The sequence below is a fragment of the Paraglaciecola sp. genome (assembly GCF_030730205.1).
GTDB lineage: Bacteria > Pseudomonadota > Gammaproteobacteria > Enterobacterales > Alteromonadaceae > Paraglaciecola.
The window spans coordinates 1-25869 of sequence record NZ_JANQVQ010000256.1; the positions used below are offsets into that span (position 1 = coordinate 1).

Annotated in this window: 20 protein-coding genes; 11 read left to right on the forward strand and 9 right to left on the reverse strand. The window is 44.4% G+C overall.

Translation table 11 applies throughout. The annotated features are described in order from the left end of the window. The 4 genes from NWQ57_RS16560 to NWQ57_RS16575 all read right to left on the reverse strand — a co-directional run. Positions 1-1229: ABC transporter permease (locus tag NWQ57_RS16560; RefSeq protein WP_306023274.1), on the reverse strand; the 1229-nt coding region annotated here is incomplete at its 3' end. Between the two features lie 9 nt (positions 1230-1238). Next, a complete protein-coding gene (locus NWQ57_RS16565) occupies positions 1239-2564 on the reverse strand; it encodes an ABC transporter permease (protein WP_306023275.1) in 1326 nt (441 codons plus the stop codon). A 9-nt stretch (positions 2565-2573) separates the two neighbouring features. Continuing rightward, positions 2574-3278, reverse strand: a complete 705-nt coding sequence (locus NWQ57_RS16570; RefSeq protein WP_306023276.1) for an ABC transporter ATP-binding protein — start codon at positions 3276-3278, stop codon at positions 2574-2576. A 25-nt stretch (positions 3279-3303) separates the two neighbouring features. Next, positions 3304-4599, reverse strand: coding sequence for an efflux RND transporter periplasmic adaptor subunit (locus tag NWQ57_RS16575; RefSeq protein WP_306023277.1), 1296 nt, complete (start codon positions 4597-4599; stop codon positions 3304-3306). Positions 4600-4839: 240 nt separating this feature from the next. On the opposite strand from NWQ57_RS16575, the gene NWQ57_RS16580 reads away from it, so the two are divergent. The 3 genes from NWQ57_RS16580 (at position 4840) to pheA (ending at position 8729) form a co-directional block, all read left to right on the forward strand. Beyond that, a complete protein-coding gene (locus tag NWQ57_RS16580) occupies positions 4840-6981 on the forward strand; it encodes a molybdopterin oxidoreductase family protein (RefSeq protein WP_306023278.1) in 2142 nt (713 codons plus the stop codon). A gap of 40 nt (positions 6982-7021) precedes the next feature. After that, entirely contained in the window at positions 7022-7732 is a 711-nt protein-coding gene (locus tag NWQ57_RS16585) for an SGNH/GDSL hydrolase family protein (RefSeq protein WP_306023279.1), read from the forward strand. A gap of 139 nt (positions 7733-7871) precedes the next feature. Beyond that, entirely contained in the window at positions 7872-8729 is an 858-nt protein-coding gene (pheA, locus tag NWQ57_RS16590) for a prephenate dehydratase (protein ID WP_306023280.1), read from the forward strand. 86 nt (positions 8730-8815) lie between these two features. Here the strand turns inward: pheA and NWQ57_RS16595 are convergent, their stop codons facing one another. The 5 genes from NWQ57_RS16595 to NWQ57_RS16615 all read right to left on the reverse strand — a co-directional run bounded on the left by NWQ57_RS16595 (position 8816) and on the right by NWQ57_RS16615 (position 17966). Then, positions 8816-9271 (reverse strand): TrmH family RNA methyltransferase, encoded by a 456-nt coding sequence (locus NWQ57_RS16595; RefSeq protein ID WP_372340933.1) that lies wholly within the window; start codon positions 9269-9271, stop codon positions 8816-8818. A gap of 55 nt (positions 9272-9326) precedes the next feature. Beyond that, positions 9327-10340 (reverse strand): aldo/keto reductase, encoded by a 1014-nt coding sequence (locus NWQ57_RS16600; RefSeq protein ID WP_306023282.1) that lies wholly within the window; start codon positions 10338-10340, stop codon positions 9327-9329. A gap of 78 nt (positions 10341-10418) precedes the next feature. Next, the gene (locus NWQ57_RS16605) at positions 10419-13505 is read right to left on the reverse strand and encodes an efflux RND transporter permease subunit (RefSeq protein WP_306023283.1); all 3087 of its coding nucleotides are present in this window, start codon (positions 13503-13505) and stop codon (positions 10419-10421) included. Next, entirely contained in the window at positions 13498-16839 is a 3342-nt protein-coding gene (locus NWQ57_RS16610; protein WP_306023284.1) for an efflux RND transporter permease subunit, read from the reverse strand. The genes NWQ57_RS16605 and NWQ57_RS16610 overlap by 8 nt, the downstream gene beginning before the upstream one ends. Positions 16840-16850: 11 nt before the next feature. Beyond that, entirely contained in the window at positions 16851-17966 is a 1116-nt protein-coding gene (locus NWQ57_RS16615; RefSeq protein ID WP_306023285.1) for an efflux RND transporter periplasmic adaptor subunit, read from the reverse strand. Between the two features lie 484 nt (positions 17967-18450). Between NWQ57_RS16615 and NWQ57_RS16620 the strand changes: the two genes are divergently transcribed. From NWQ57_RS16620 to NWQ57_RS16655, 8 genes are all read left to right on the forward strand, one after another. Continuing rightward, positions 18451-20313: a VWA domain-containing protein gene (locus NWQ57_RS16620; RefSeq protein ID WP_306023286.1), complete on the forward strand. Its 1863-nt coding sequence runs from the start codon at positions 18451-18453 to the stop codon at positions 20311-20313. Beyond that, positions 20294-20917, forward strand: coding sequence for a sigma-70 family RNA polymerase sigma factor (locus NWQ57_RS16625; protein WP_306023287.1), 624 nt, complete (start codon positions 20294-20296; stop codon positions 20915-20917). Before NWQ57_RS16620 ends, NWQ57_RS16625 begins: the two co-directional genes overlap by 20 nt. After that, the gene (locus NWQ57_RS16630; protein ID WP_306023288.1) at positions 20914-21816 is read left to right on the forward strand and encodes a hypothetical protein; all 903 of its coding nucleotides are present in this window, start codon (positions 20914-20916) and stop codon (positions 21814-21816) included. Before NWQ57_RS16625 ends, NWQ57_RS16630 begins: the two co-directional genes overlap by 4 nt. Before the next feature lie 31 nt (positions 21817-21847). Further along, positions 21848-22291, forward strand: coding sequence for a YaiI/YqxD family protein (locus NWQ57_RS16635; RefSeq protein WP_306023289.1), 444 nt, complete (start codon positions 21848-21850; stop codon positions 22289-22291). A gap of 113 nt (positions 22292-22404) precedes the next feature. Continuing rightward, complete coding sequence (locus NWQ57_RS16640; protein WP_306023290.1) at positions 22405-23652, forward strand: DEAD/DEAH box helicase; 1248 nt, start codon at positions 22405-22407, stop codon at positions 23650-23652. A 48-nt stretch (positions 23653-23700) separates the two neighbouring features. Beyond that, positions 23701-24306, forward strand: coding sequence for a trans-aconitate 2-methyltransferase (locus tag NWQ57_RS16645; protein WP_306023291.1), 606 nt, complete (start codon positions 23701-23703; stop codon positions 24304-24306). 100 nt (positions 24307-24406) lie between these two features. Further along, positions 24407-25054, forward strand: a complete 648-nt coding sequence (locus tag NWQ57_RS16650; protein ID WP_306023292.1) for a hypothetical protein — start codon at positions 24407-24409, stop codon at positions 25052-25054. A 165-nt stretch (positions 25055-25219) separates the two neighbouring features. Further along, positions 25220-25858 carry a hypothetical protein gene (locus NWQ57_RS16655; RefSeq protein WP_306023293.1) on the forward strand — a complete coding sequence of 213 codons (639 nt, stop codon included), beginning with the start codon at positions 25220-25222 and terminating at the stop codon, positions 25856-25858. Positions 25859-25869 lie beyond the last annotated feature (11 nt).

Below are 25869 nucleotides of genomic sequence, written 5' to 3' on the forward strand. Positions count from 1 at the left end.
GCTGGGGGGATATTTGCGGCTTTTTGTGCTGGACCCCAAACAGCGATTTGTCCAACAAGCCACAGCACTAACATGCCAACAGGGATGTAGTACCAATCAAGCATTTGTAGGCTAAATACATCAACCAACACCATGTTTAATCCTACTGTGAGTAAAGCACCGACGATGACGCCCACACTGGTAATAATAAAGTTCTCAACCATAAAATAGCGAACAATAGCGCCACGTGAAGCCCCTAATGCACGGCGAGTACCAATTTGTTTTTTACGCTGATTTACACTAAAACTGGCTAAACCAACAATGCCCAGGGCAGTAACGATGGTGAGTATTATCATCACCGTAGTGAGTATTTTGATCATGGCAGTATGGCCACGGTAACTACGTTCACGGGTTTCTTGCAAACTGCGCATGCCTTTGATAATGCGTGATTTATTACTGCTGGCCAGCAACTCTTCTATTTGCGCCATAAGGGGGTCCCGTTGGCCTGGCTCGGTACGGATAAAATATCGCGCTGAACTATTATTTAAATATTCTGGTGACAGCATGACATTTTCTACCTTATTCCAGTCTGTCCAAGGGGCTTGTAATTGATCAATTACACCGGTGATGATCATTGGTTCAACGTCTTCAATAAACACGGTTTTACCTACAACTTGCGAGGGCGTTTGGTCAGGAAACAGCATGGCAGCTAAGGCTTTAGTGATAATCACTTTAGCAGGCCAACCCGCTTGCGATTCTTCTCGCCATTGCACATCACTAGCCTTAAAATTTTCACCAGCAATCAGCGCGACATCTAGTGTATTTAGACCTTGTTCGTCCACCATATACACTGCTGTACCCGTGCCGTCATACTCAGCTCCCGCTTGCGTTTGTAAACCCATAGACCATCCACTACCACTAATAGGCACAGCATTAATTTGTATGGCATTGATTACGCCTGGTAAACGGCGCAACAGGTTTAAGTCTTCTTCAATGGTCACTTTGGCATTAAATTGACTGCCGAAACCTAAACTTGATAAATAAAAGCTATTGTTTTCATCGACGCCGCTAGGACGATCCATTTCTTTGCTGCGCTCAATGATAATAAACACAGAGTTGACGATAATCGTCATCGTTACCGCAATTTGAATGGCGATTAATAAGGCGCCCACTTTGTTTCTCAGCAGGGCCCTAAAAATGGGTCCTATCTCCCAATTCGTCGCCGTTTTTTTATGCTTAGTAGTCGTCATGGCGCTTCCTTATTGGCTTTTTAGCTGACTGGCGGGTGCAATATTACAAGCCCGCCAAGTTGGATATAGACCAGCTAATACGCTGGAGAAAATGGCCAAACTCAAAGCCAAAATCATCATGCTAGCGTCGAGGCTGGCGAGATTATCGACAAAATCGCCATACAAACTTTTCACGCCTTGCAGACCCAGAGCTGCCAGTCCCAGGCCTACAACGCCCCCTAGTAAGCCAATACAGCCAGCTTCGATAATATGCTGCTTAAATAATTCAGTTTTAGAGGCGCCAACCGCCCTGCGTAAGCCAATTTCAGCTGCTTTTCCGCTGAACTTAGCCAGTAGTAAACCGACAGTATTGAGTAAACAGACCAGTAAAAACATAAACGACAACCACATCATCAGTTTGGCATCTTGATCGACGACTTTTTGTGTTTCCATCCAAGTCATGACGTCAGATAGTCGATTGTTGAGTGGGCGAGGGAATCGACCTAAACTTTTTTGTTCTGCCACATAGTTATCTAAAAAAGCCAAATACTGTGCCTGTTCTGCCTGATTGGGTAATTCAACCCACATTTGAAAATTAATACATTCAGAGCGCAAAAACGCCTTAAACCCTTCACCCTCTGGGGTTTTCCAACAATTCACATTGCCCCAATTAGGTAACTCTAATTCTTCTTTCAAATAAAAGGGCATATACACCTCTTCAGGTGTATCAAAGGCACCATTACCGATATCGTAAAACTTAGGCACGGGTTGCCAATCATCCATTACGCCCAACACTCGAAAGGTGTTACCGGCCATCACAAAATTTCTACCCACCGAGTTTTCGCCACCAAATACTTTGTCGTTCGTGTTTTTACTCAGCACCACCACTAGATCCCGTTTGGTATCTGTTTGCTGATCCCAGCCACTCCCGTAGATAAAAGGCACGTCAAACATGCTAAAAAAATCAGCGAACGTAAGTCTGATAGACGCTTCAAAAGGCTTTGCGTCTTGATCTTGAGGCTCGATAATACCGCCTGATTTGGCCATGGCCGCTTGTCGAAACGCTTTGCTAGCTGCCATTAAATTAGTGGCTTCTGTCCAGGTTAATTGATTGGGGGGAGGCGAAACATCATCACTATTGTCAGAGTACGCATCATTAGGATCCCAACTGTCTACTTGCACATAAAACAACTGCTTACTTTTTTGCGGTATTGGATCTGCTGACATTAAATAGTTAACGGTAATCGTGGTAATACTGGCGCCAATCCCAAGTGCGATGGCCATGACCATTAAGGCACTAAGAATGGGATTACGTTTGATACTTTTGCATGCCAACTTAAGGTAATAACTAAACATGATTTGCCCCTATGCCATACTGCAGGTTGCGGCGGATGCCGCGGGCATAGTTACTTCACTCACCATCCCATCCCGCACGAAAATATTGCGTTTGGCTTGCTGAGCAAGGCTGGGATCGTGGGTCACCATGATAATCGTTGTACCATTACGATTAATCTCTTTGAGTAAATCCATAACACTGGTGGCCATTTGGCTGTCAAGATTACCGGTTGGTTCATCGGCGAGTAAAAAGCGTGGTTCACCGGCAAGGGCACGGGCAATAGCAACACGCTGCTGTTGCCCGCCCGATAGTTGTGATGGCAAGTGCTTCATGCGCTGTGCAAGCCCCACCATGTCGAGACTTTGTTCAATGCGTTTTTTACGTTCTGCACTATTAAAACCGCGATAGCGAAGTGGCACGTCAACATTATCGAACAGGTTTAGATCAGGAATTAAATTAAAGCTTTGAAAGATAAAACCGATTTTTTCATTACGCAAACGACTGCGTTGTTTATCATTCAGATGACTAACGTCTTGACCATCTAGCTCAAACTTGCCGCCATCAAAGGTTTCTAATAAACCCGCGATGTTTAAAAAGGTGGTTTTGCCAGAGCCAGAGGGACCGGTAACGGCGACAAAGTCGCCTTCTTTGACATGTAAATTGAAGTCTTTCAGGGCATGCGTTTCCACTAGGGCTGTACGAAACACCTTTTTTACATCGATCATGTTTAGCATCTTTGGCTTCCTTTTTATTATGTTTTTATTGTGTAATTAGTACGGTTTGTGCGCCATTAAATTGTTCGGTACCCGAAATAATGATGGTGTCACCTTTCGCTAAACCGCTGATAACTTCAACGCTTGATAGGCTTCTGGCACCAGTGGCAATCGCTGTTTTTTCAGCCACTCCATCACGCACCACGTAGGCAATTCGGCCATTGCCACTTTCTAAAAACTGCCCACGTTGAACCATCAACACATTACTTTTGTTTTCCATCAAAATACGGGTAGTTAAACGTTGGTTTTGCCTCAAACCTTGGGGTTGGCTCACGCTGCCATCTGCGTTGATGTCAGCAAAGCGAACACGTCCGGTCACTTGATTGTTTTCAATTTCTGGCGAGATCGTAACGAGTTTTGCGTAATGGGTTTCGCCATTGAGGCTGACTTCAGCGGCCATACCAATGGCTAAATCGTCAGCATAACTTTCAGGAATATCCACCTCTAGCTCAAATTCAGTGAGATCGACTACGCTTAAAATAGATTGGTTTTTAGTGACTTGATTTTTTTGCTGAACCGCTAAATTACCTACGATGCCATTGACCGGAGAACGCATATACAGCTCATCCACTTTGCGTTTTAATTCATCCACCAATAACGTTTGACGCTCAACTAATAACTGACGAGTGCGGATTTCAAATTGCAAACTTTCAATATTTAGTTCGGCATCTTTGACAGCGTGTTGATAAACCAGTTGGGCGTTTTCTAGCTCGTCCTGGGCTTTTTCGAAGTCAATTTCGCTGATAGATTTTGATGAAAAGGCTTTGTCGGCACGGCGTTTTTCTCTATCTGCGGCGGTTAAGGCGACTTTGGCTAAATCCACTGCCTTTTGGTAAATCAATGCTTCTTTGCTTGACTGAATACGTTCACGATCAAGCTCCATTTGTAAGCGCTGTAAACCTGATTCTTCTTGTTTTAGTTCGTTGCTGAGTTCAGGGCTGTCGATGATCGCCAGTACCTGATTTTTTGTGACAGAATCACCGGCATCAACTTCAAAGGTAATCGTACCTTGTGCTGGGCTATATAAACGTGGACTCACCGCAGCCACTACTCGACCTTGCACTGATAAGTCACGCACAAAGTCACCTTGGGTGACTGTCGCAAAACGTAAACGATTGGCCGAGGCGCTAATATCTGATTGCGACCAATTGCTTAGCGCAGGACTAAAGCTCAGTAAGAGAATAATCACTACGACGCTTACTAAGGCAATAATCCATAATAAAGGCTTGGTAGACTTGGGCTCTACAAGGGTATCTTGGGCGCTGGTATCAGCAATTTTCATTGTTTTTCCTGGATGCAATGATTAAACAAGCAATGCGTAAGTCGAGGGCTGACGCAAAAAGGTTTAAAAACTCTACCAGATTTTTTTGTTAGGGTAGGTTTTTAAACCAAAAAAAGTCTTAAATGCATACAGATTTTGAGATTTTTTGGTATGTCTTCATCGCCATAAATAAAAATGATGCTTGTCTATAATTGGCTTGTTCGTTAACGTCTTGTTTACATACCCTTAGTTCGTATTCTTATGTCCAGCAGCCAGCAAAAACATTTTTCAACCTGTACCTTATGTGAAGCAATGTGTGGTATTGAAGTTACTACTGAAGAACGGCAAATAGTGTCTATAGTCGGAGATAAAAAAAATCCATTTAGTGAAGGTCATGTGTGTCCCAAAGCGATGGCGCTCAAAGATTTGTATGATGATCCTGAGCGCATCAAACTGCCTCTTGAAAAAACGGCGACGGGTTGGCAAACCATTAGCTGGGACGAGGCATTTGACAAGGTGGCAGAAAAGCTGGTTGACATACAGCAACAATTTGGTGATAACGCGATTGGTCTTTACTTAGGCAATCCTAATGCGCATAACATGGGTTCTATTCTCTTCGGTCCGTACTTTTATCGTGCACTAAAAACACACAATCGCTATTCGGCGACTTCAGTTGATCAATTACCTCATCATATCGTTAGCCGTCAGTTGTTTGGTCATCAATCGCAAATTCCGATCCCCGATATTGACCACACGCAATATTTTCTGATCATTGGCGGCAACCCATTGGCATCAAATGGCAGTATCATGACCGTTCCTCATGTTAAACGCCGTTTAAAAGCCATACAAGCCCGAGAGGGGAAAGTGGTAGTCATTGACCCTAAAAAGTCTGAAACCGCAGACATCAGCAGCGAACATTACTTTATTAAACCCGGCACCGACGTGTTGCTGTTACTGGCTATGCTCAACACGGTTTTTGCTAATGGCTTAGCTAAGCCCGGCAAGTTAAGTGAAATGGCAAGCGAACTGATGAACGTAGAAGCTTTTGTGAAAGATTATCCTAGCGCACGAGTCGCCCCTTTGATTGGAATGAGCGAACAGCAAATTACCCATATTGTGACTGAGTTTTGTGCTGCAAGCTCAGCGGTATGTTATGGGCGAATGGGCGCCAGTGTGCAAGCTTTTGGCACCTTAACCCAATATCTCATTATGTTGTTTAATATGTTAAGCGGCAACTTAGATAAACCCGGTGGCATGATGTTTACCCAACCTGCGGCGGATACCTTACCCCATTCAGGCAGGGGCAGTATCGCCCAATATCATTCGCGGGTGCGAAAATTACCTGCCTTTGCAGGCGAATATCCGGTCTCTACCTTGGCAGAAGAAATCACCACTGAAGGAGTAGGGCAAATTCGGGCAATGGTCATTGGGGCGGGTAATCCTGTGCTGACGACTCCTAACGGTCAGCAATTAGATGATGCCTTTGCTGGCTTGGATTTTATGGTGGCGGTTGATTTTTACCTGACTGAAACCTCGCGCCACGCTGATATCATTTTACCCCCCGTCACCGCCCTAGAGCGGGATCATTATGACGTGGTGTTTCATAATTTTGCGGTGCGTAATTCGACCAAATACTCACCCGCCGTCTTTAGCCCTGAAAAAGACAGCCTGACAGATTGGCAGATTTACTTGTCGTTGGCACAACGAATTGATGCTTTACGTGGTTTACCCACCGAAAAGTATCAAGACTTATGGGCGAAAGAGCCAAAAGGTGTGGTGGATGACTTGCTCAAGACCAGTGAATATAGGCATGAAGGCCAGCGCTTAAGTATCGATTTATTACTACAAAATCCGCACGGAATTGATTTAGGCCCGCTCAGAAGTAACTTACCCGATGCGATTTTTCACGCGGATAAAAAGATTGACCTACGTTTTGATTATTTCATGGCTGATTTACCCCGTGTGGATCAGCAGTTTTTCAGCGAAGAAGCCAAGACAAAATACAATTTACTGCTGATTGGCCGCCGCCATCTAAAAACCAATAATTCGTGGTTACATAACAGTCCGCGCATGGTTAAAGGCACGAATAAAGGACTATCTCGTTGTACGGCTCAGTTGCATCCAGAAGATGCCCAGCACCACCAATTGAGCGAAGGGCAGATGATCACTGTCCGATCACGGGTAGGTGAGATTAGCTTGCCAGTTGAAATAACCGATAAAATCATGCCGGGTGTCATTTCTATTCCCCATGGTTGGGGTCACAATAAAGCAGGTTCTAAGTGGTCGGTAGCGCAAGAGCATGCAGGAGTGAATGTGAATGAGCTCACCGATGAGATGGTGTTAGATGAGTTATCGGGTAATGCGGTATTAAACGGCGTACCGGTTTGCATTAGCGCCGCTTAGAAGGGCGTTTAGACTTGTTAGATAATTTAGGAAGTACTGCGTGGGGCATCTATTTGCTACTGTTATTTTAGGACCTTTGTTACTTATACAAGGGCGCATCGTTCGGCGCAATACCCCTAGATTGGCCGAACCAGAAGGTGTACGCCAAGGTATAGAAGGGGCTGGGCCGCCTTTACGTTTGCTCATAATCGGTGATTCTGCAGCAGCAGGTGTGGGCGTTACTCATCAAAAAGATGCCTTATGTGGTCAGTTAGTGGCCTTACTTGCTCAACATTTTACTTTGAGTTGGGCGCTGCACGCCAAAACAGGGGCAACAACTGCGGATACCATCGAGCATGTTAACACTATGGGTAGTCAAACGTTTGATGTGGTATTGACCTCATTAGGGGTCAATGATGTGACATCAGGAAGTCAACGTTCAAAGTGGTTAGCTCAACAAAATGCGCTTTTTACCTTTTGCCAGCATACGTTCTCAAGTCAATTGATAGTGATAACTGCTTTACCGCCTATGCATGCTTTTCCTGCCTTACCTCAGCCACTAAGAGGATACTTAGGTAGAAGAGCAACACAGTTTAATGCTCAGCTTGAGCAATTAACGCTAGGGGACAAGGGGAAACACTTTTTAGCCTTGAAAATGACTAACAAAAAAGACGCCATGGCTGCTGATGGTTTCCATCCAGGAGCAGATAGTTATCGCCAGTGGGCAAGTCAAGCTGCTGCGGTTATCACCAAACATTTTTTGCCCAGCTAAGTTTTCAGCCATGCTTTGAGGGCGGTTTTTTAGCCTTGTTATGGCTTAGAACAATAAATTTCGTATTTTGATTTTCTAAATGACTGAAAGCACGGTAAATTCACCTCACTAAGACTTTAATTACCATTACCTGTTTGTCATGATAAAAATTGCTACATTGGGGCCAGCTGGAACGTATTCAGATACAGCGACGCAGCGTTATGTCCGTAAACAATCTCAAGTGTGTGAAATTCATTATTTTGAATCAATAAAACTTGCGCTCAATGCAGTGGGGCATGGCTGCGATATTGGGGTATTGCCGGTAGAAAATTTTTCTGAGGGTTTTATCTCGTTGGTGCTGGATCATTTACTTGATTCAGAGTTATCTGTGGTTAATGAAATCCGCCTGCCTATTCAATTTTCACTGGTAAGCCGAGCCGCCCAGTTGCACGCCATTAAGCAGCTCTATGTCCAGTTTGTGGCAAAAGGTCAATGTTCTGAATTTCTTGGCAGCCTAGGCCAAGTAGACATTGAAACCACCGAAAGTAATATGGAGTCTTTGCAATTTGCGGTTTTAGGTGGTGCTGATACCGCGGCCATAGTACCAAGCAGTGCTGTTAAAGAAGGGGATTTCCCCTTGGTGATCGCTGATGTGAATGACTATAAAAATAATGAAACGCGTTTTTTGGTGTTCACAAAAAATTCAGCAGTAGCACAAAAAATTCAAGATACCGAGTATAAAACCAGCATTATTGTGATGGATGAAAATGACCGTCCTGGTTTTCTAGGTGAAGTCCTGCTGTCTTTTTCTAATCGTAAGATCAACTTAACGTCTATTATGTCGCGTCCTACCAAACAAACCTTTGGTAAGTATCACTTTTTCATTGATTTTGATGGCCATGTGCAAGACGCCAATATCGCTCAAGCGCTGGCTGAAATAGCCGTTAATTGTAAGGTAAAATTGCTCGGCTCTTACCCTAAAATAGGCGACGCTGAAGCGCGCGCAAATGCAGCATGATCACGCGTCAATATGGGTAATACTGGCGTTAACATCCTACTTCATTCAAGCAAATTTGAAGGTTTAAAATCGCTCAAATCGTTTGATTAGCGTATGCGAGTGCGGTTATTGGTGTCGCGGCTGGCAACGATTAAATCGTTATTAAATGCTAGCTGCGGTGATTTTGTCATACGATCGTAAAGGACCACGTTAACCGTCGCAGCTAAATTCATACAACCAATTGTCGGCACGTACACCACATGATCACACTCATCTAGGATACTCTGTTCGATAGTGCCATCTTCAGGTCCAAACACATAAAGGGCATTTACAGGATGACTAAAATGGGGCAAAGGGATGGCGCCTTCCACTAATTCTACCGCTACCGTTTGCAGGCTCAGAGTTTTTGCCACTGCGATAATGTTCGTTACGTGAGTAGGGCTTATATCGAGATGACGTTTTTTGGTATCTGTCACATATTGGCTCGCGCGGTCGTAGCGAGTGCCTGTGTAATGAATACTGCTGACTTGGTAGCATCCCGACGCCCGCAAAATACTCCCCATATTCTCTGGACTTTTTGGATTAACTAGGCCGATGTGCGCTGAGGTTTTGATTGAGTTAGACAATGATTTGCCTTATTTCGGTTAATTCATCTTGGCTAAAATCGAGGTTCGATAAAGCGGCCGCGCAATCTTCGATTTGCCCTACTTTACTAGCACCAATTAGACAGCTTGTTACTGCGGGATTGCTCAATACCCAAGCAATTGCCATTTGCGCTAAAGATTGCTCTCGTCGCGAAGCGATGACATTTAATTTTTGCACTTTAGCCACTTTTTCTTTCGTGATGTGGTCAGCGTTAAGGTAAATTTGCTCACTGCGTGCGGCCCGTGAATCTTGTGGGATCCCGCTTAAATATTTATCAGTCAGAAAACCTTGAGCTAAAGGAGAAAAAGCCACCGAGCCGACGCCTTTATCAAGCAACACCTCACATAAGCCATCTTCAATCCAGCGGTCAAACATATTGTAACGAGGCTGGTGCACCAACAAGGGCGTACCTAATTCTTTTAATATTGCGACGGCTCGTTTTGTTTGCTCTGCAGAATAGTTTGAAATACCCACATATAACGCGCGACCCGATCGCACAATATAATCTAAGGCTTGCATGGTTTCTTCTAGCGGTGTTTCTGGATCAAAACAGTGAGAGTAAAACACATCGAAATAATCAAGCCCTGTGCGCTGTAAACTTTGGTCACAACTGGCTACTAAATATTTGCGTGAGCCACCCACACCAAAAGGGCCTCCCCACATGTCGTAACCTGCTTTACTTGAAATTAGCAGCTCGTCTCGGTAGGGCTTCAAACTTTTGGCCATAACGTGGCCAAAGGTGCTCTCTGCTGAACCATAGGGAGGGCCATAATTGTTGGCTAAATCAAAATGATTGATGCCTAAGTCAAATGCACGATGCAACATGGTTTTGGCATTTTGTGCGGAATCAACTGCACCGAAATTTTGCCACAGCCCAAGCGCCAATGCGGGAAGTTTCACACCACTTTTACCACAACGCCGGTAAGGCATGGTGGTGTAACGCGTATTATCAGCAACGTAAAGCGGATTGGGGTCGTGTTTAATCATGGTTTTGCCTAATGTAACTAAGTGGCGCTAGCCTAAACCAAAGTGCATCCTTGCACAATTTCATTGACCTTGTTTACGCTAGATTTTGACCCAACGACTCACCAATAGCTTACTGTTTTCAATCATGTGTGTGGTTTTTACTCTGAGCTTTAAAAGTAGTAAGTAGGCTAGGGGCACCAATACTAAACTGGTTAAAGTTGAAAACAATAAACCACCAATGATCGCTATGGCCATCGGCGAATAAGGCGGGCCGTCACCGCCTATACGAGTAGAGCCCATCGCCAAGGGAACCAAGCCTAACACGGTGGTGGCAACGGTCATTAAGATAGGTTTTACTCGGGTTAAGCAGGCTTCAATAATGGCTTGCTGCACTGCATAACCTAGGTTAATTAATTGGTTTATTCGGTCCACCAGCACAATGCCGTTGTTTACCACGATACCCATCAAAATAAGCATACCAATCATACTCATAATCGACATGGGCAAACCGGCAAAAAATAGCGCCCAAAATACGCCAGTCATTGAAAACAATAAGGAGGTAATGACCGCAGTAGGGAGTAACAAAGATTCAAACAGGGCTGCCATCACGATATAAATCATACACACCGCTAATAACATATTGGTTTGCATCGCGCTTTCGTTTTGGTTTTGGCGTCTAAATCCGCCATCGAAGGTCCAGCTATAACCCGTAGGCAACTGCATGTATTGCATCACCGCTTCAATTTTTTGCTGTGCCTGCTCCATGGTTAAACCGTCTTCGAGGTTAGCACCAATGGTGATGGACGTTTGGCGGTAACTTCGATTAATTTGAGCTAAGCGCGGTTTAATGCTCAAGCTTGCCACCATATCAAGATTCACGTTTTGATCGCCTTCTCGTTTAATAGTGAGATTTTTTAACGCATCAATAGAGCCTTGTAAATTTTCGTCAAACATTAAACGAATGGCGACTTCTCCGGTTTCACTGTTGCGAAAGGTGCGTAAGTTAGTGCCGCGTAAAGCAGTGGCAACCACATTGGCAATTTCTTCGCTGCTCAAACCAAAGCGATATGCTTTTTGTCTGTCTACTTTAATTTGCAGTTCTTCTTTTTGACTAGCGTTATCGGTTTTGACTTCGGCTAAACCTTCAATATTGGCGATGGCAGGTAAAATTTGTTTGGCTATTTGGTTCAGTGTTTCAGCAGAGTCACCGAGTAAAGTCAGTTGTATACCCCCTCCGTTGCCCTGATCCCATTGGAAAGACGGTTTTGCACGGGCAAACTTGGGCATGTTTTCAGTGATCAATTTTTTCACTTCAAACTGCTTTACGGGTAAGTCATCGACCAAGGTTATACCGGAAACCGCAAAGCCTGCAGTGTAATAACTGTAAACTTGCTTGATGTGAAATTTTTCTTGGTTGGCATATAAATAGTTTTCCATTTTAGCCACGGTTTTCTCAACTTCTTCAAGGCTATAGCTACTTTGGATGTCGTAATTCATCCACACACGATTTTGGTCATTATCAGCATCTGCGTCATTGGTCACAGTGCCCATCGGAATAGCGGTACTGAGTAAGATAGCTATCGCGATGACACAGGTTAAACCTTGATGGGCGAGGGCCCAGCGCAGCACTTTCTCATAGCCTTGACTGAGTTTACTTGGGGCGTTGGCGTGACCCTTGTTTAGGGGGCGCTTGTTCGATTTTATTTTGCTACTGAGTAAGGGGATCAAGGTCTGTGAAATAAGTAAAGAAGCAAATAACGAGATACAGATTGCAATGGCTACATGCTCAAGAAATACCGTCACATTGACCTTGGCTCCCACAATATTGGGCAAAAACACGATCGCGGTGGTTATGGTTCCCGCAATAACGGCAAGGCTGACCTTGGCTACGCCCGTTTTAGTTGCTTCAATGGGATCATCATTGTGTTGTCGTTCTTGGTTAATACTTTCAGTCACGACCACGGCATTATCAACCAACATACCTACGGCTAGCATCAGGCCCATCATAGATAGTATATTGATGGAGTAGCCCATAAAATACATACAACCTAGGGTGATACAAATAGAGAACGGCACCGATAACACCACCAACAAGGTATTGGTAAGATTTCGTAAAAAGGCATATAAGACCACCAACGATAAGAGTGAACCCAATAGCCCTGCATTGAGCAAATCGGCTAAGGACGAGGTCACACTTTCTGCTTCGTTTTCCATAATATACAGGTGGATGCCATTGAAAGCGGGGTTCGCGTTGGCATCTTCTATAACGGCCATAACACGCTTTGCCACCTCAACCATGTTACTGTTTGATTCACGGTAAATATTAAAGCCCACCGCATAACTTTGATCTAAGTGCCTACCTTCAGTGCGTTTGGGTGTTTCAAACTTTATCTCAGCGATATCCGCTAAACGCACATAAGGCTTGACAATGATATCGCGAATTTCATCCAAGCTCGTCATTTCACCCAGTGGATTAACCGTAATTTTTTGTTGAATATCCGCATCAATAAAATGCCCAGCACTCATTGAAAAGTTAACCTTACGCAAGCTTTCTCGTAGGTCATTGGTATTGACTTGCAAGGCGGCCATTTGCTCCGTATCTAAGCGGATAGCGATTTGTTTTTTATTGACGCCATACAATTCTACTTTTGATACACCGGGTACCCGCTCAATGGGCATCTTTAAATTACGGTCAAGTAAATCATAGGCATTTGATAGGTCCCGTTCACTTGACACCCGTAAGGAAAAAATCGGCATATCGCTGGTATTAAATTGGTACACCAATATACGCTCAACGTCTTGGGGTAAGTCGTTGCGAATGGCGTCGATTTTTTCGCGGGCTTCAACGCCTTTGGCTTTGAGGTTTTCGTCCCAGGCAAACTCAAGTTGGATCTCTGCGCCATCCTCAGTAGAGCGAGAACGCAAGCGTTTAATGCCCGACATGGTGGCTAAAGACTCTTCCACGGGGCGGGTGATCATCTTTTCGATTTCTGCAGGTGTCGCGTCCTGATAGGGTATTTGTACCGCTATCTCTGGAATATCAATGCTGGGAAACTTTTCTAAGGGCAGCAGCTGACTTGATAACAAGCCAAAGGCCAACATAGAGAAGAAAAACATGCAGACCGTAACTGGCCGGCGAATAGCAAAAGCAGCGAGGGCTGCCCCTGCGCTTTCAAACTTATCCATGTACATTCTCCATCGGTTTATTTGTTTCTACCTGATTGGCAGCAAACTGTTTACGGTCAAATAAGCTATAAATCACCGGTATAAAGAACAACGTAAGAAGAGTGGCAAAAGACAAACCAAAAATAACCGTTATGGCCATCGGTGCACGTATTTCTGCCCCTTCACCTAAACCAATCGCCATAGGTAATAAACCTAAAGAGGTGGTTAGCGTGGTCATTAATATGGGGCGTAACCGGCTTTGAGCTGAGGCCATAATGGCATTGGTTTTGTTGGCGCCTTCGCTGCGCATTTGATTGATACGGTCGATCAGTACGATGGCGTTGTTTACCACAATACCCGCCAACATAATCAAACCGATAAATACCACAACGCTGACATTGGTTGATGTGAGAAACAAACCGTAAATAGAGCCCGCACAAGCCAGTGGTACGGTGAACAAAATCAACAAGGGGTGTAGCAATGATTCAAATTGTGACGCCATCACCAAGTAAACCAAAAATATCGCAAGGGCTAAGGCAAATTTTAGTGAGGTAAAGCTATTTTCCATTTCTTCACTTTGGCCTGTCACCCTAGACTGCATATTAATCGGTAAATTAAGCGCTGTTAGCTGTTGTTTAGCGGCAATAACCGCATCGTTCAAATCACCATAACCTAAGTTCATGGTCAGCAATGCCACCCGTTGCTGCCCTACACGGGTAATTTCACTGGGGCCCACCGACATGGTGATTTGAGCAACCGCGTTAAGTGGAATCGCTTGCTCTGCTCCTGGGTTTACAATCAGCCTACCAATGTCTGCGACTGAGTCACGCTGGCGCTGCTCGGTGCGAACCAATACATCGACTTTGCGATCCATAATGTTGTATTTAGTGGCTACTTCACCACCAATTTGCACAGCAATTAACTTGGCCACATCTGCAGCGTTTAAACCTAATTGGCCTAATGCAGCATGATCAAACTTAATTTTTAATTCTGGATTGCCGCTTTGCAAGGTCGATTTTACGTCAGTAAAACGTGAATCGGCGTTAAGCGCAGTTTGAAGTTTTTGGCTATAAAACATTAATTCATCTAGGTTGTAACCACTGATCTCGACCTCGAGCGGCGTCGCCATCGTAAACAGAGCTGGGCTGCCAAACTTACTTTGAATACCCGCTTGCTGCGACAAGAAACCGCGCATGCTATTGACCACCGCTTCGCTGGTGTGTTGGTCGGTGTTAGGCGTTAATACTACGTTTAATTTACCCCAGTATTCGCCGCCTTGACTGGCTGATGCGTTCATTAAACTGCCACTGCCAGCAAGCGCATAAGTGCGCGCCACACCCTCTAGACTTGCGGTAAATTTAGCGAGTTCGTTGAGTACCGCGTCAGTTGATTCAAGTTGAGAGCCACTAGGAAGGGTAAGCTCGACATAAAACTCGCCTTGGGCCATATCGGGTATCAGTTCCATACCCAGTTTTGGAACAAGTAGCACAGATGCCCCGGCAATAACCACGACAGCAGCCAATACCGCAGCCCGTGCTGCTAAAGCAAATTGTAAACCCCTAATATATACCGTTTCTAAAGCCTTAAAAACGCGCTCGAATAGCCATAAAATAGGTTTAAAAATAAAAGCTAAGCCTTTACTCATTAGCCTAAATAGCGTGATTAGTACACTTGTTACGGCAAGCGGCACATAGTAAAAAACAAGCCGTAATATAAAACGCAGTGGCCATACTAAGTAATACACCCCTAGGCCAAGTTTGCTCGTAGGTTTTGCTTTGGGCGAAGCTTGTCCCAGATCCAATGGCTGTGCCGTGTTGTCATTACCTGAATTTTTTTCACGGGCGGCAAGCATAGGAATAAGGGTTAAGGCCACCAGTAAGGAGGTCGCTAAGGCAAAGGTAACGGTTAGGGCTTGGTCAGCAAATAACTGACCAGCGATACCTTCAACAAACACCAATGGAAAAAATACCGCCATAGTGGTTAAGGTAGAGGCAACAATGGCCATTGATACTTCTTTTGTACCCAGTGCCGCCGCAAGTTTAAAGTCTTTATTATTGGCTTTATGGCGGTCGATGTTTTCAAGTACCACGATGCTGTTATCCACCAACAAACCAATGGCCAGTGCGATACCGCCTAAACTCATGATGTTTAAGCTGATATCATTAGCGTACATCAGGTTAAATGTGGCGATGATCGACACCGGTATAGAAATAGAAATGATCAGTGTCGGCCAAATATTTTTCAAGAATAAATACAAGACAAACATAGCCAGCACACCCCCAATCAGGCCAGCTGATTTTACCTCAGCGATGGCGCTGGCAATAAAGCGGCTTTGGTCATAGACCTGTTGTAATTGGTAGTGAGCGGGGATTTCTTGTTGCAATTGTTCAATTCTAAAACGGATGTTTCTCGCTACTTCTACCGTATTAGCATCGCCTTCTTTATAAATAGCGATTTCAACACCCTCAAAACCGCTAAAACGATTCATTGAAGTACGCTCTTTAAAACCGTCGACCACCTCTGCAATATCACCTAAACGAATGTTTCGGCCTTCACGATGAGCAATAAAGACATCGCGTATTTCATCCAAGCTTTCAAATTGATTTAAGCTACGGACTAAAAATTCTTGTGCGCCATCTTCTACTCTGCCACCTGAAGTATTGACGTTTTCTTCTTTCAAACGTTTGATTATTTCATTCACACTGATGTTTAACTGGCTGGTGAGCGCTTGATTAACTAATACTTGAATTTCGTTTTCTAAGCCGCCCCCGACTTTCACCGAAGCCACACCCGCTACCGATTCAAGCTGACGTTTAATCTGTTCTTCAGCAAATAAGCGTAAGGCTTTAATGCCTTGTTCATCTAAAACCGATGCTTGCGCTTGGCTATCAGTTACTGTTTTAGCATCAGTCTGAATTGGGGTAATGCCAACAAAACCGAAACGCATAATAGGATCGAGGCTGGGGTTAAATCGTAACAATACGGGCTTTTTAACATCTAAGGGTAGTTGCAAAGTATCGAGTTTTTCACGTACCTCAAGGCTGGCCATATCCATATCTGTACCCCATTCAAATTCGAGCAATACATCAGATTGCCCCGCTTTTGAGGTTGAAGTGACCGTGCGCACACCCTTAACCACACCGATACTTTCTTCAATGGGTTTAGATACCAATTGCTCTATTTCAGCTGGCGCTGCGCCCACATAGTCGGTGCGAATGGTCAGGGTAGGGTAAGACAGTTCGGGTAATAAATTGAGTGCTAAACGTGATAGTGACACCATGCCAAACAAAATGATGGCAAAAGTAAACATCCACACGGTAACAGGGCGTTTAACCGCAATATCGACAATGTTCATGAATGTGGACCTTAGTTAAGTGCTAGTTTGGCGGCAACAGGGACAACAGGATCAGTGTTCACGATCTCAACAGGGGCTTTATCGCGCAGATTATGATGACCGGTTATGACGACTTGCTCTTGGCCGTTTAAGCCCGCTAGCACTTCAACGTATTCGCCTTCTTGGTAACCTATTTGAATAGGGGTTTTGCTAGCAATACCGTCTTTTACCACAAACACGTTTACACTGTTGTCGATAGCTAGTAGAGCTTTGCGGGGCAATAAAATAGCGTTGGCGTGAGTGTCATAATTTAATTTTACTTGGGCAAACATCCCTGACTTGAGCAGATGCTCGTGATTGGGTACCCGTAACGTGACTTTAAATGTGCCGGTTTTAGGATCGATTACCGGGCTGATACGTTCAATAGTGGCTTCCACGCTTTGCCCACCAAAGGCGGTTAAATCTAAACTGGCTTTTTGGTTTTTATGCACGCGAGACAATTCTTTTTCGGGCAAGTAAACAATGCCGTAAAGCTCCTGTTGTTGCACGATATGAAACATTCTGGCGCGCTGGAATGACTCAGTTAAGTTACCTACTTTGGCGTTACGCTCAGCGATGAAACCCGAAATAGGCGCGGTAATAGTGGCTTCTTTTAAGTCCAGTTCGGCAAGAGCGAGGGTGGCTTTTGCACTTTCATATTGGGCATTAAGTTTATCAAAGGTATCGTCGCTGACTAATTTTTGGCTGTAGACTTTATTAATTTTTGCTAGCTCTTTTTGAACGCCCACCAAGTCAGCACGAGCGCGATCTAAATTCAGGTGATAACGCTGGGGTTCTATTTGCGCTAATACTTGGTTTTTTTCAACGTAGTCACCTTCTTCAACCATGATTTGCTCAATGATGCCAGACGCGCGAGGAACAACAAAGGCTTCTTCTTTGGCCTCAAGAATAGCCGTGGTGGCGTAATTAGATGAGATACTACCTTGGCTTAACGAAGCGACTTCTACCGGAACTGCAATCACGACCTCTTTTTTCTCAGTATCCACAATGGCTTCTGCATCACCGCAAGCAGTAAGCAAAACGCTTGAGGCTAACACAGCGCAAAGTGCAAAACGGCTTAAAGTGAGTTGTGGTTTAAAGGTGTCCATGTGTTTTCTCCTGAATGTGTGCAGCCCAAATGAGCGATTAGTGTATTTTTCAGGAGAGCTGCATTGAGTGTGCCATACAAATAAAAACGAATTAAAACAAATAGATAGTTTGTTTTGCTATCAACTATTCGCGATTTTATAAAAATAACTTAGTGAATTTGACCACAACTTGGTTTATTTGCTGAATCGACTTAGCCAATGGCCTGAGTATTTTCTCTTTATTAAGGTGGGGCGGTGCAAACAACTGCTTTGATGTGAAGCTTCGTCGACCTGTGCAAGCCGTTCGATCAACATTAGACAACCTCTTGTTATAATAGCTGTTGCTAAACTCATGCTTTTCTGCCACCTGCCTAAGGTTAGTTAGTCATATTGCTCGTTCGCGTCCTGATACATCAGGTTTAATAAATATAAAATAAAAAACCCCTTTGATTCAGTGCTTCGTTGATAGCTCTGAAAGCCAGTCACTTTAATCAAGGGGTAAAAGATGCAAAATTATCAATTAACGATACACAAACAAAAGCAAAAACTAACTCACTATGCGCTGAGTGGTTGTGCGGTGCTCATGCTGAGTGTTATGTCCGCTTGTTCTTCAGATACAGGCCAACAAGCCAACTCGGCTGAACAAAACGCAGCACATCCACAAACGCCAGCCACTGCAGTGCCAATAGTAAGTGAAGCTGAACAAAGGCACAGCTTAGCTGATGCGCTATCAAGCTCGCAGGCCAATCATGAGATGATGCAAGTTCAAGGCTTAGCCATGAAAATGGCACGTAGTAGGCAAGTATTAGGCTTTGCCCCGCCTATCCCAGTTACCCAAGGTGAAACCTATGGGCCTGTGATTGAAAATGGTGTGAAGTCAGTGGCACTTGAGCCTGTTTCGACTTTTTCTATTGATGTTGATACAGGCAGTTATAGCAATGTTCGCAGAATGCTCAATCAAGGACTATTGCCCCCTGCGGATGCGGTCAGAGTAGAGGAGTTTATTAATTATTTTGACTACCAATATTCGGGTCCTGACATGACTACCGCCCCGTTTAGTGTATCTACCGCAATGGCAGTGTCGCCATGGGACAGTGAAAAACACCTAGTAAGAATTGCGTTGAAAGGCTATGAACCTGAGGTGGATACAGCGCTTGGGCGCAATTTAGTCTTTTTATTAGATGTGTCGGGCTCAATGGCGCAAGCGGATAAACTGCCTTTGCTGAGCCGTTCACTGAACCTGCTAAGCCAACAACTTAAGGCCGCTGATCGTGTGTCGATTGTGGTTTACGCCGGCGCATCGGGAGTGGTGCTTGAGCCTACGCCAGGTGATCAGCACAGTAAAATTCAACTGGCTTTAACGCAACTACAAGCGGGTGGCGGTACCAATGGGCATGCGGGTATTGAACTGGCCTATCAAATGGCCGAAAGAGCCTTTATAAAAAATGGCATTAATCGGGTGATATTGGCTACCGATGGTGACTTTAACGTAGGTATTCATGATCACAATCAGCTTATTGAATTGATCAAGCGTAAAAAGAACAGCGGCATTGCACTCACAACCTTAGGATTTGGGCAAGGTAATTACAACGACCACGTGATGGAACAATTAGCCGATGCGGGCAACGGTAATTATCAGTATATTGATACCATTCATGAGGCCCGTAAAGTATTGGTGGATGAATTGAGTTCAACGCTTATGACCATTGCTAAGGACGTAAAAATACAAGTGGAGTTCAACCCTGCCAATGTAGCCGAATACCGTTTGCTGGGTTATGAAAACCGTCGGCTCAATCAAGAAGACTTTAATAATGATAAGGTGGATGCGGGCGAAATTGGAGCTGGGCATACGGTAACGGCGTTTTATGAAGTCAGTCTTGTGGGCAGTAACAATAAGTATTTAGACCCCTTACGTTATGGCACTAATAATCAGCAAAATATTACACGTTCATCAAGTGCACTAGCCAATGAAATAGCACTCGTGAAACTGCGTTATAAACCCCTTGATAGTGACAACAGCGTATTACTGACTCAAACCATAGATAAAAAGCAAATAACTGATTTTAATCAGCAATCAGATGATTTTCGCTTTGCCAGCTCTGTGTTAGGCTTTGCCCATAAACTCAAACACAGTGTCTATCTGCAAGCCATGGATTACCCTCAATTAATTGACATCGCTCAGCAAGCAAAAGGTCAAGATGAGTTTGGTTATCGAGCGCAGTTCATTCAATTGCTCAAAAGCGCTGCGTCTATACAAGATACAGCGACGGTGAAACAAGATATAACACAGGCAGTAAAGGCAGACAGGCAAAATGATGCACTGCCTCAACCTCGACTTACTGTCGTAAATGGGATGGCAATTAATTAACACCTTAATTAAAACTGAATTAGTGGCCGATGAAACCCTGATGCTGCAATACGCTCAGGGTGACTTTGCTGCGTTTGAGCAATTGTATCAACGACATAAAGGTGGTTTATATCGCTATTTTTTGCGCCAGGTAGGCGAACACGGGCTGGCGGAAGATTTGTTCCAAGACATTTGGGCTAAAGTCATCAGTCAAGCGCCCAACTACCACGTGAAGGCAAAATTTAGTACGTGGCTTTACACCCTCGCTCAGCATAAATTGATTGATCATGTTCGCCATATTAAGGTGGTCAATAAGGTGATAGACGCAGCGCCATTCGACGCTGATGACATTGAAATCAAACATGATATTCATGGGCCAAACACCCTAACACCAGATATCCAACTTGAAAACAAGGGGGCAGCTGGCGCATTAAAACACTGTATTCATGCACTGCCTTTAGTACAGCGAGAATGCTTTTTACTTAAAGAAGAAGCAGGTCTCACCGTTGAGGTGATCGCCACGATTGTTGGCGCAAATTATCAAGCGTGTAAAAGCCGCTTACGATACGCCTACAGCAGTCTTCGACAATGTATTAGCCATAAATTAGGGCAAACATCAGTATGAATCAAGACGATAAAACCCCATCGCTTGAGCCGCAAGATATCAGTGAGCTTTATCAAACACTAAAAACGGAACAAGTGTCCGAAGCCACTGACAATCGGATATTAGCCTTGGCGCGAGAAGGGCTAAAAACGGGCGTTTCGCCAAACATGCAAAAACACCAGCACCTAGACAAACCAAAGACTAACAGCCTGTGGCGCCGGTGGCATTGGCCCTTATCAATTGCCGCTTCAGTGATGTTCATTTGCGTTATTTTTATTCAGCAATACGACATGTTCAAGCCTCATTCAACAGCACTTGCACCGCAAGATTTCAGTGACATCGTCTCAGGGGCACAACGACCTGCACCAGCTGGGACACAAAGTATTGATGCGCAAAAAGCATTAGCTGAGACAGAAGCACTGGCTTTGAAGCACAATAGTGATGAACCAACTCATCAGGACACTGACCGATTTGCTGAGACGGCTAAGCAAGCGTTGCAAGCCCGTCAAGCTGAACAAAAAAAACGCATTGTTATGGCAGACAAAGCACCCATAACAGCTGCGACAGAGCAGGGCATTGCAGCACAACACATACCGCCTGACTGGGAAAAAATCGAGCAATTGCAGCTGCAAATTAACGCTAAGCAGGTGCGTTTATTTGAACATAATCAGTCAATAAACAGTTGGCCTCAAGAGGGAGAGGCTCCTGATAATCTGATGACAAGTCTGAATGAAAAACAAGATGCACTGGTTCAATTGAAACAAGACATAAACCAGCTACAAATTGAATTATTTAAGCAGATGGTGGTTTATCAACAGCACAATCCTGCTTGGCAAGCAGAGCCAGAAACGCTGCGTTTATTGAGCGTTGAACAACAACTAGCATGGCGCAAGCTACTAAAGACAAATACGCTTAAGTAAAGAGTAAGCGTCATTAATCAGAGAAAAGACTATGAAAATATGGGTAGATGCTGATGCAATCCCAGCGGTAATGAAAGACATCATTTGCCGCGCTGCTGAGCGGAAGCAAATTGACACCATCTTTGTTGCAAACCAGTTTATTCGCACACCTCCTTCAAAAGTGATCCGCTCAATGCAGGTCAGTAGTGGCTTTGATGTGGCCGATGACGAAATAGTGAAACGGGTTGAAGTAAATGATTTGGTCATCACCAGTGATATACCCTTAGCCGCAGAAGTCATTGCCAAAGGCGGTCAAGTGTTAAGCTCTCGAGGTGAGTTGTTTACCAAAGATAATATTCGAGAGCGCCTTAATATTCGGGATTTTATGGACACCATGCGCGCCAGTGGCCAGCAATCTGGCGGGCCACCACCGCTAAATCAAGCAGACCGTCAGCAGTTTGCCAATCATTTAGACCGGATTTTGGCGAAAATATAGGGGCTCGTGTCTAAGCGCAGTCCGGTGAGTTTGTTTGTCTTAACAGACTCGTAGTCTGAGCTAAAACTGCAAATAAATTAACAACATCAAATGATTCAAGGAATGCATTTCTTATGCTATTTAGCACCTTAGGTTTGTGTGAAGAACTGTTAAAAGCGATAGCAGAGCAGGGCTATGCAACACCGTCAGCTATTCAAGTTTCCGCGATCCCTGCAGTGCTGAGTGGTCGAGATGTGATGGCAGCCGCCCAAACAGGTACCGGTAAAACAGCTGCCTTTGTGCTGCCCGTTTTACAAGGTTTAATGAACAAGGCACCTTGTGACTCGAAGCAAGTTCGCGTGTTAATTATCACTCCTACCAGAGAATTGGCAGCGCAAGTGGCCCTGAGCGTTGAGCGCTATAGCCAATATTTGCCTGTTCGCTCGTGTGCCGCTTTTGGCGGCATCAGAATCGATTCACAAATTGAAAAACTGCGATCTAAAGTGGATGTACTGACCGCGACACCAGGACGTTTACTTGATTTGTTTGATAGGCAGGCTCTTGATTTTACTGAAATTGAAGTGGTCGTTTTTGACGAAGCTGATCGCATGTTAGAACTCGGTTTTAGCAAAGAAATTCAGCGTATTCATAGCTTACTGCCTGTAGTTCGACAAACATTGATGTTTTCTGCCACCTTTTCTATAGCGATCAAAACCTTGGCAAAGGGCATGTTGAACAATCCACAATTAATTGAATTGGCGGGTCTCAATAAAACTGTTGATGCAGTGAAACAAGTGATTCATCCGGTAGACAAATCACGAAAAAGTGAGCTGTTAATTCATTTGCTCAAAACCCATCGTTGGCCACAAGTATTGGTGTTTAGCCGCACGAAAGAAGGCGCGGATCGATTAGTAATTCAGTTGGAACAAGCAGGCATAACAAGCGCTGCAATCCATGCAAATCGTAGCCAGCATGCTCGAACCTTGGTACTCGATGGTTTTAGAAATGGCACCGTAAAGGTATTGGTTGCCACAGATATTGCCTCTCGGGGCATTGATATCAGTCAACTGCCTTGTGTGATCAACGTGGATTTACCCTATGTAGCAGAAGATTATGTGCATCGTATTGGTCGTACCGGCCGCGCTGGTGCCTCCGGTATCGCTATTTCATTGTTCAGTGATGACGAAACTAAGCAGTTAGTCGCGATAGAAAGAGCCATTGGACGCAAGTTTAGCCTTGAGCGCATCCCGGGATTTATGCCAAGTAAAAAGGCTGTGCTTAAAGGAGAAGAAGACGAAGATGAATACGGTAATTTTGAAGCTGATGCAAAACCTCGCCGTCAAGGCCGCGCCAATGCCCGCAAAAATCATCGAAACAGATAAAGTGGCTCCCGCGTCATTTTTAAAAATATTAATGAGGAACCAATTACGATGAAACCCTGTGAAATTGGTAAGGCCTATGATCGCATTACTGATCGCTGGGAATGCAATACCTTCAATCGTTTAAATGGCATTGAGGCACATAACAAGGCCATCGCTTTTGTGCAGGCAAAAGGTAAAGCCTTGGATGTGGGCTGCGGCTGTAATGGGCGAATCATTGATTTACTGCTAGATAATGACTTTACGCCAGAAGGAATGGATGTTTCTGAAAAAATGCTGACCATCGCTAAAACACGACATCCTGGGGTAAGGTTTTATCAGCAGGATATCTGCAGTTGGCAAGGGACTGAGCAATACGACTTTATTAGCGCATGGGACAGTATTTGGCATGTTCCACTTGAGCAGCAAGAGCAGGTGCTGAGCAAGCTGGTGGCAAGTTTACATCCTAATGGCGTATTGATTTTTTCTTTTGGTGGTACTGATAAAAAAGACGAACACAATAATAGTGCCATGGGGCCAGCGTTATACTACTCATCACTTGGGATAAACGGCTTTATCACTTTGCTGATTAAATTAGGCTGTATATGCCGGCACCTTGAATACGATCAATATCCCGAGCTACACGCCTATCTTATTGTACAAAAAGCGATAATGTAGCTATTTGAGATAAAATTATAGGCAAGCCTTAGCATATAATAGCAATAAATTTCCCTGGCTTGAGCGCTGAGTCAGATTAACGTTTAGTGGTTGGAATGCGATGTGGTATCACCTTTTAGGTTGGCTCAGTTCTGCGGTATTTATCTTCACTTGGTACGGTTTATCCCATCAAATATTGCAGATGGTAAAGGCTAAAAAACACAGCGCAGTAATAAGCCAAAGTTTATCTATAAACCAATTTTCCTCCAGCTTCTTTGCCTTTTACGCCAATTTTATTTTTGGATTAGCGGCCAGTAATTTTAATCATTATTTGGTTTGGACGCGTCTTGGGGCTTTGCTATTACTGTTGGTGATCTTGGCGTATATTTGGCGCGATCGTCGTTCAGCGACAAGTCTCATGGCGTGCTCTGGAGCGGCCATGGCTATTTTTCTGGGATTTGTCGCCATGGGATTTCGGCCATTTCCCACTCTTGCCACCTATGGTACCAATACATTTGTGGTTATCGTTGCCCTCATTTTAGTGCAGGGCACGGTGCACCAAATAATGTTAATCAAAAAAGAGCAGTCTGTCGGCTCGCTATCAGAATCAATGATAGTTTCAATTATCGTCAAAGATCTCAGTACCTTAGCCTTTGCTTTCACTATGCCCTTAGCCACAGCATGGCCACTCTTGTTTATGAATGGTGCCAGCATACTCAGTCGAGGTTTTTTGTGGCTAACGATGCGAAGCATGGCTAAATCCGCCTAACTGAGGGAACAGGTAACATTCAACTATCACGACGTGTAAATCAATTCACTCATTCTCGTTTTATAAAATGACCTATAGTTATTTGGCTAAATAACAAGTAAACGTAAATAGGGTGAGTGTTAAGGAGTTCACCTGAGTTGCAAGGTAATGATGAAAGGAGAGGGTATGAGGCAATATCAAGTGATAGTGGGGATGGTACTGTTAACTTTAGGCCAGACGAGCGCTGCGCAAGAAGTAGAGTTTAAACACAAAGCTGTGTCAAATTGGTTAGCACAAGGTGAGCTGCATTTAGGTGTCGATAAAACTCGGCTTGAAGCCCATAAAGCGTTACGTTGTATCAAGTTAAACAACTATTGGTGCTTAAAAGATTTTGGCTGGAACGGCGGACTAGGGAAAGATGCCGACGATCATACTGCGTTTAAGACAGGCTATTACGCTGCTCGAGCAGTCGTGCGAAATATGCGCTCTGCTTACAGCAAACATAATCGAAAATCTGCGTTAGCTATTATGAGTGCTTATGCGCCTAGTGATGATTGTGTTGGCAGCCGCGCAGCTATGCGCGCCGATGGGAGTTGTATTCATGGGCAGAACCCCGTTGCTGAATATGCAAAAGCGGCGGCGCGTGGGATAACCAACGACGTGAATGCTGATCTCCAATTATTTGATGAAAATAATAAAGCGACCGATGCCTTAATCACGTTTTTACAAAATTTGAGCACGTTTGAAATAGGCGGTTTTACGGTTGAGGCAGAGACGATAAAAATAGGGATTTGCCTAGAAGACGACAGTTGCCCCCACCCCTAACAACATAAAGC

Bases quoted from the DNA above. Each gene is read 5' to 3' on its own strand.
- NWQ57_RS16565 (WP_306023275.1), bottom strand. From the start codon at position 2,564: ATGTTTAGTTATTACCTTAAGTTGGCATGCAAAAGTATCAAACGTAAT.
- NWQ57_RS16570 (WP_306023276.1), bottom strand. From the start codon at position 3,278: ATGCTAAACATGATCGATGTAAAAAAGGTGTTTCGTACAGCCCTAGTG.
- NWQ57_RS16575 (WP_306023277.1), bottom strand. From the start codon at position 4,599: ATGAAAATTGCTGATACCAGCGCCCAAGATACCCTTGTAGAGCCCAAG.
- NWQ57_RS16580 (WP_306023278.1), top strand. From the start codon at position 4,840: ATGTCCAGCAGCCAGCAAAAACATTTTTCAACCTGTACCTTATGTGAA.
- pheA (WP_306023280.1), top strand. From the start codon at position 7,872: ATGATAAAAATTGCTACATTGGGGCCAGCTGGAACGTATTCAGATACA.
- NWQ57_RS16595 (WP_372340933.1), bottom strand. From the start codon at position 9,271: ATGGGGAGTATTTTGCGGGCGTCGGGATGCTACCAAGTCAGCAGTATT.
- NWQ57_RS16600 (WP_306023282.1), bottom strand. From the start codon at position 10,340: ATGATTAAACACGACCCCAATCCGCTTTACGTTGCTGATAATACGCGT.
- NWQ57_RS16605 (WP_306023283.1), bottom strand. From the start codon at position 13,505: ATGGATAAGTTTGAAAGCGCAGGGGCAGCCCTCGCTGCTTTTGCTATT.
- NWQ57_RS16610 (WP_306023284.1), bottom strand. From the start codon at position 16,839: ATGAACATTGTCGATATTGCGGTTAAACGCCCTGTTACCGTGTGGATG.
- NWQ57_RS16615 (WP_306023285.1), bottom strand. From the start codon at position 17,966: ATGGACACCTTTAAACCACAACTCACTTTAAGCCGTTTTGCACTTTGC.
- NWQ57_RS16620 (WP_306023286.1), top strand. From the start codon at position 18,451: ATGCAAAATTATCAATTAACGATACACAAACAAAAGCAAAAACTAACT.
- NWQ57_RS16625 (WP_306023287.1), top strand. From the start codon at position 20,294: ATGGGATGGCAATTAATTAACACCTTAATTAAAACTGAATTAGTGGCC.
- NWQ57_RS16630 (WP_306023288.1), top strand. From the start codon at position 20,914: ATGAATCAAGACGATAAAACCCCATCGCTTGAGCCGCAAGATATCAGT.
- NWQ57_RS16635 (WP_306023289.1), top strand. From the start codon at position 21,848: ATGAAAATATGGGTAGATGCTGATGCAATCCCAGCGGTAATGAAAGAC.
- NWQ57_RS16640 (WP_306023290.1), top strand. From the start codon at position 22,405: ATGCTATTTAGCACCTTAGGTTTGTGTGAAGAACTGTTAAAAGCGATA.
- NWQ57_RS16645 (WP_306023291.1), top strand. From the start codon at position 23,701: ATGAAACCCTGTGAAATTGGTAAGGCCTATGATCGCATTACTGATCGC.
- NWQ57_RS16650 (WP_306023292.1), top strand. From the start codon at position 24,407: ATGTGGTATCACCTTTTAGGTTGGCTCAGTTCTGCGGTATTTATCTTC.
- NWQ57_RS16655 (WP_306023293.1), top strand. From the start codon at position 25,220: ATGAGGCAATATCAAGTGATAGTGGGGATGGTACTGTTAACTTTAGGC.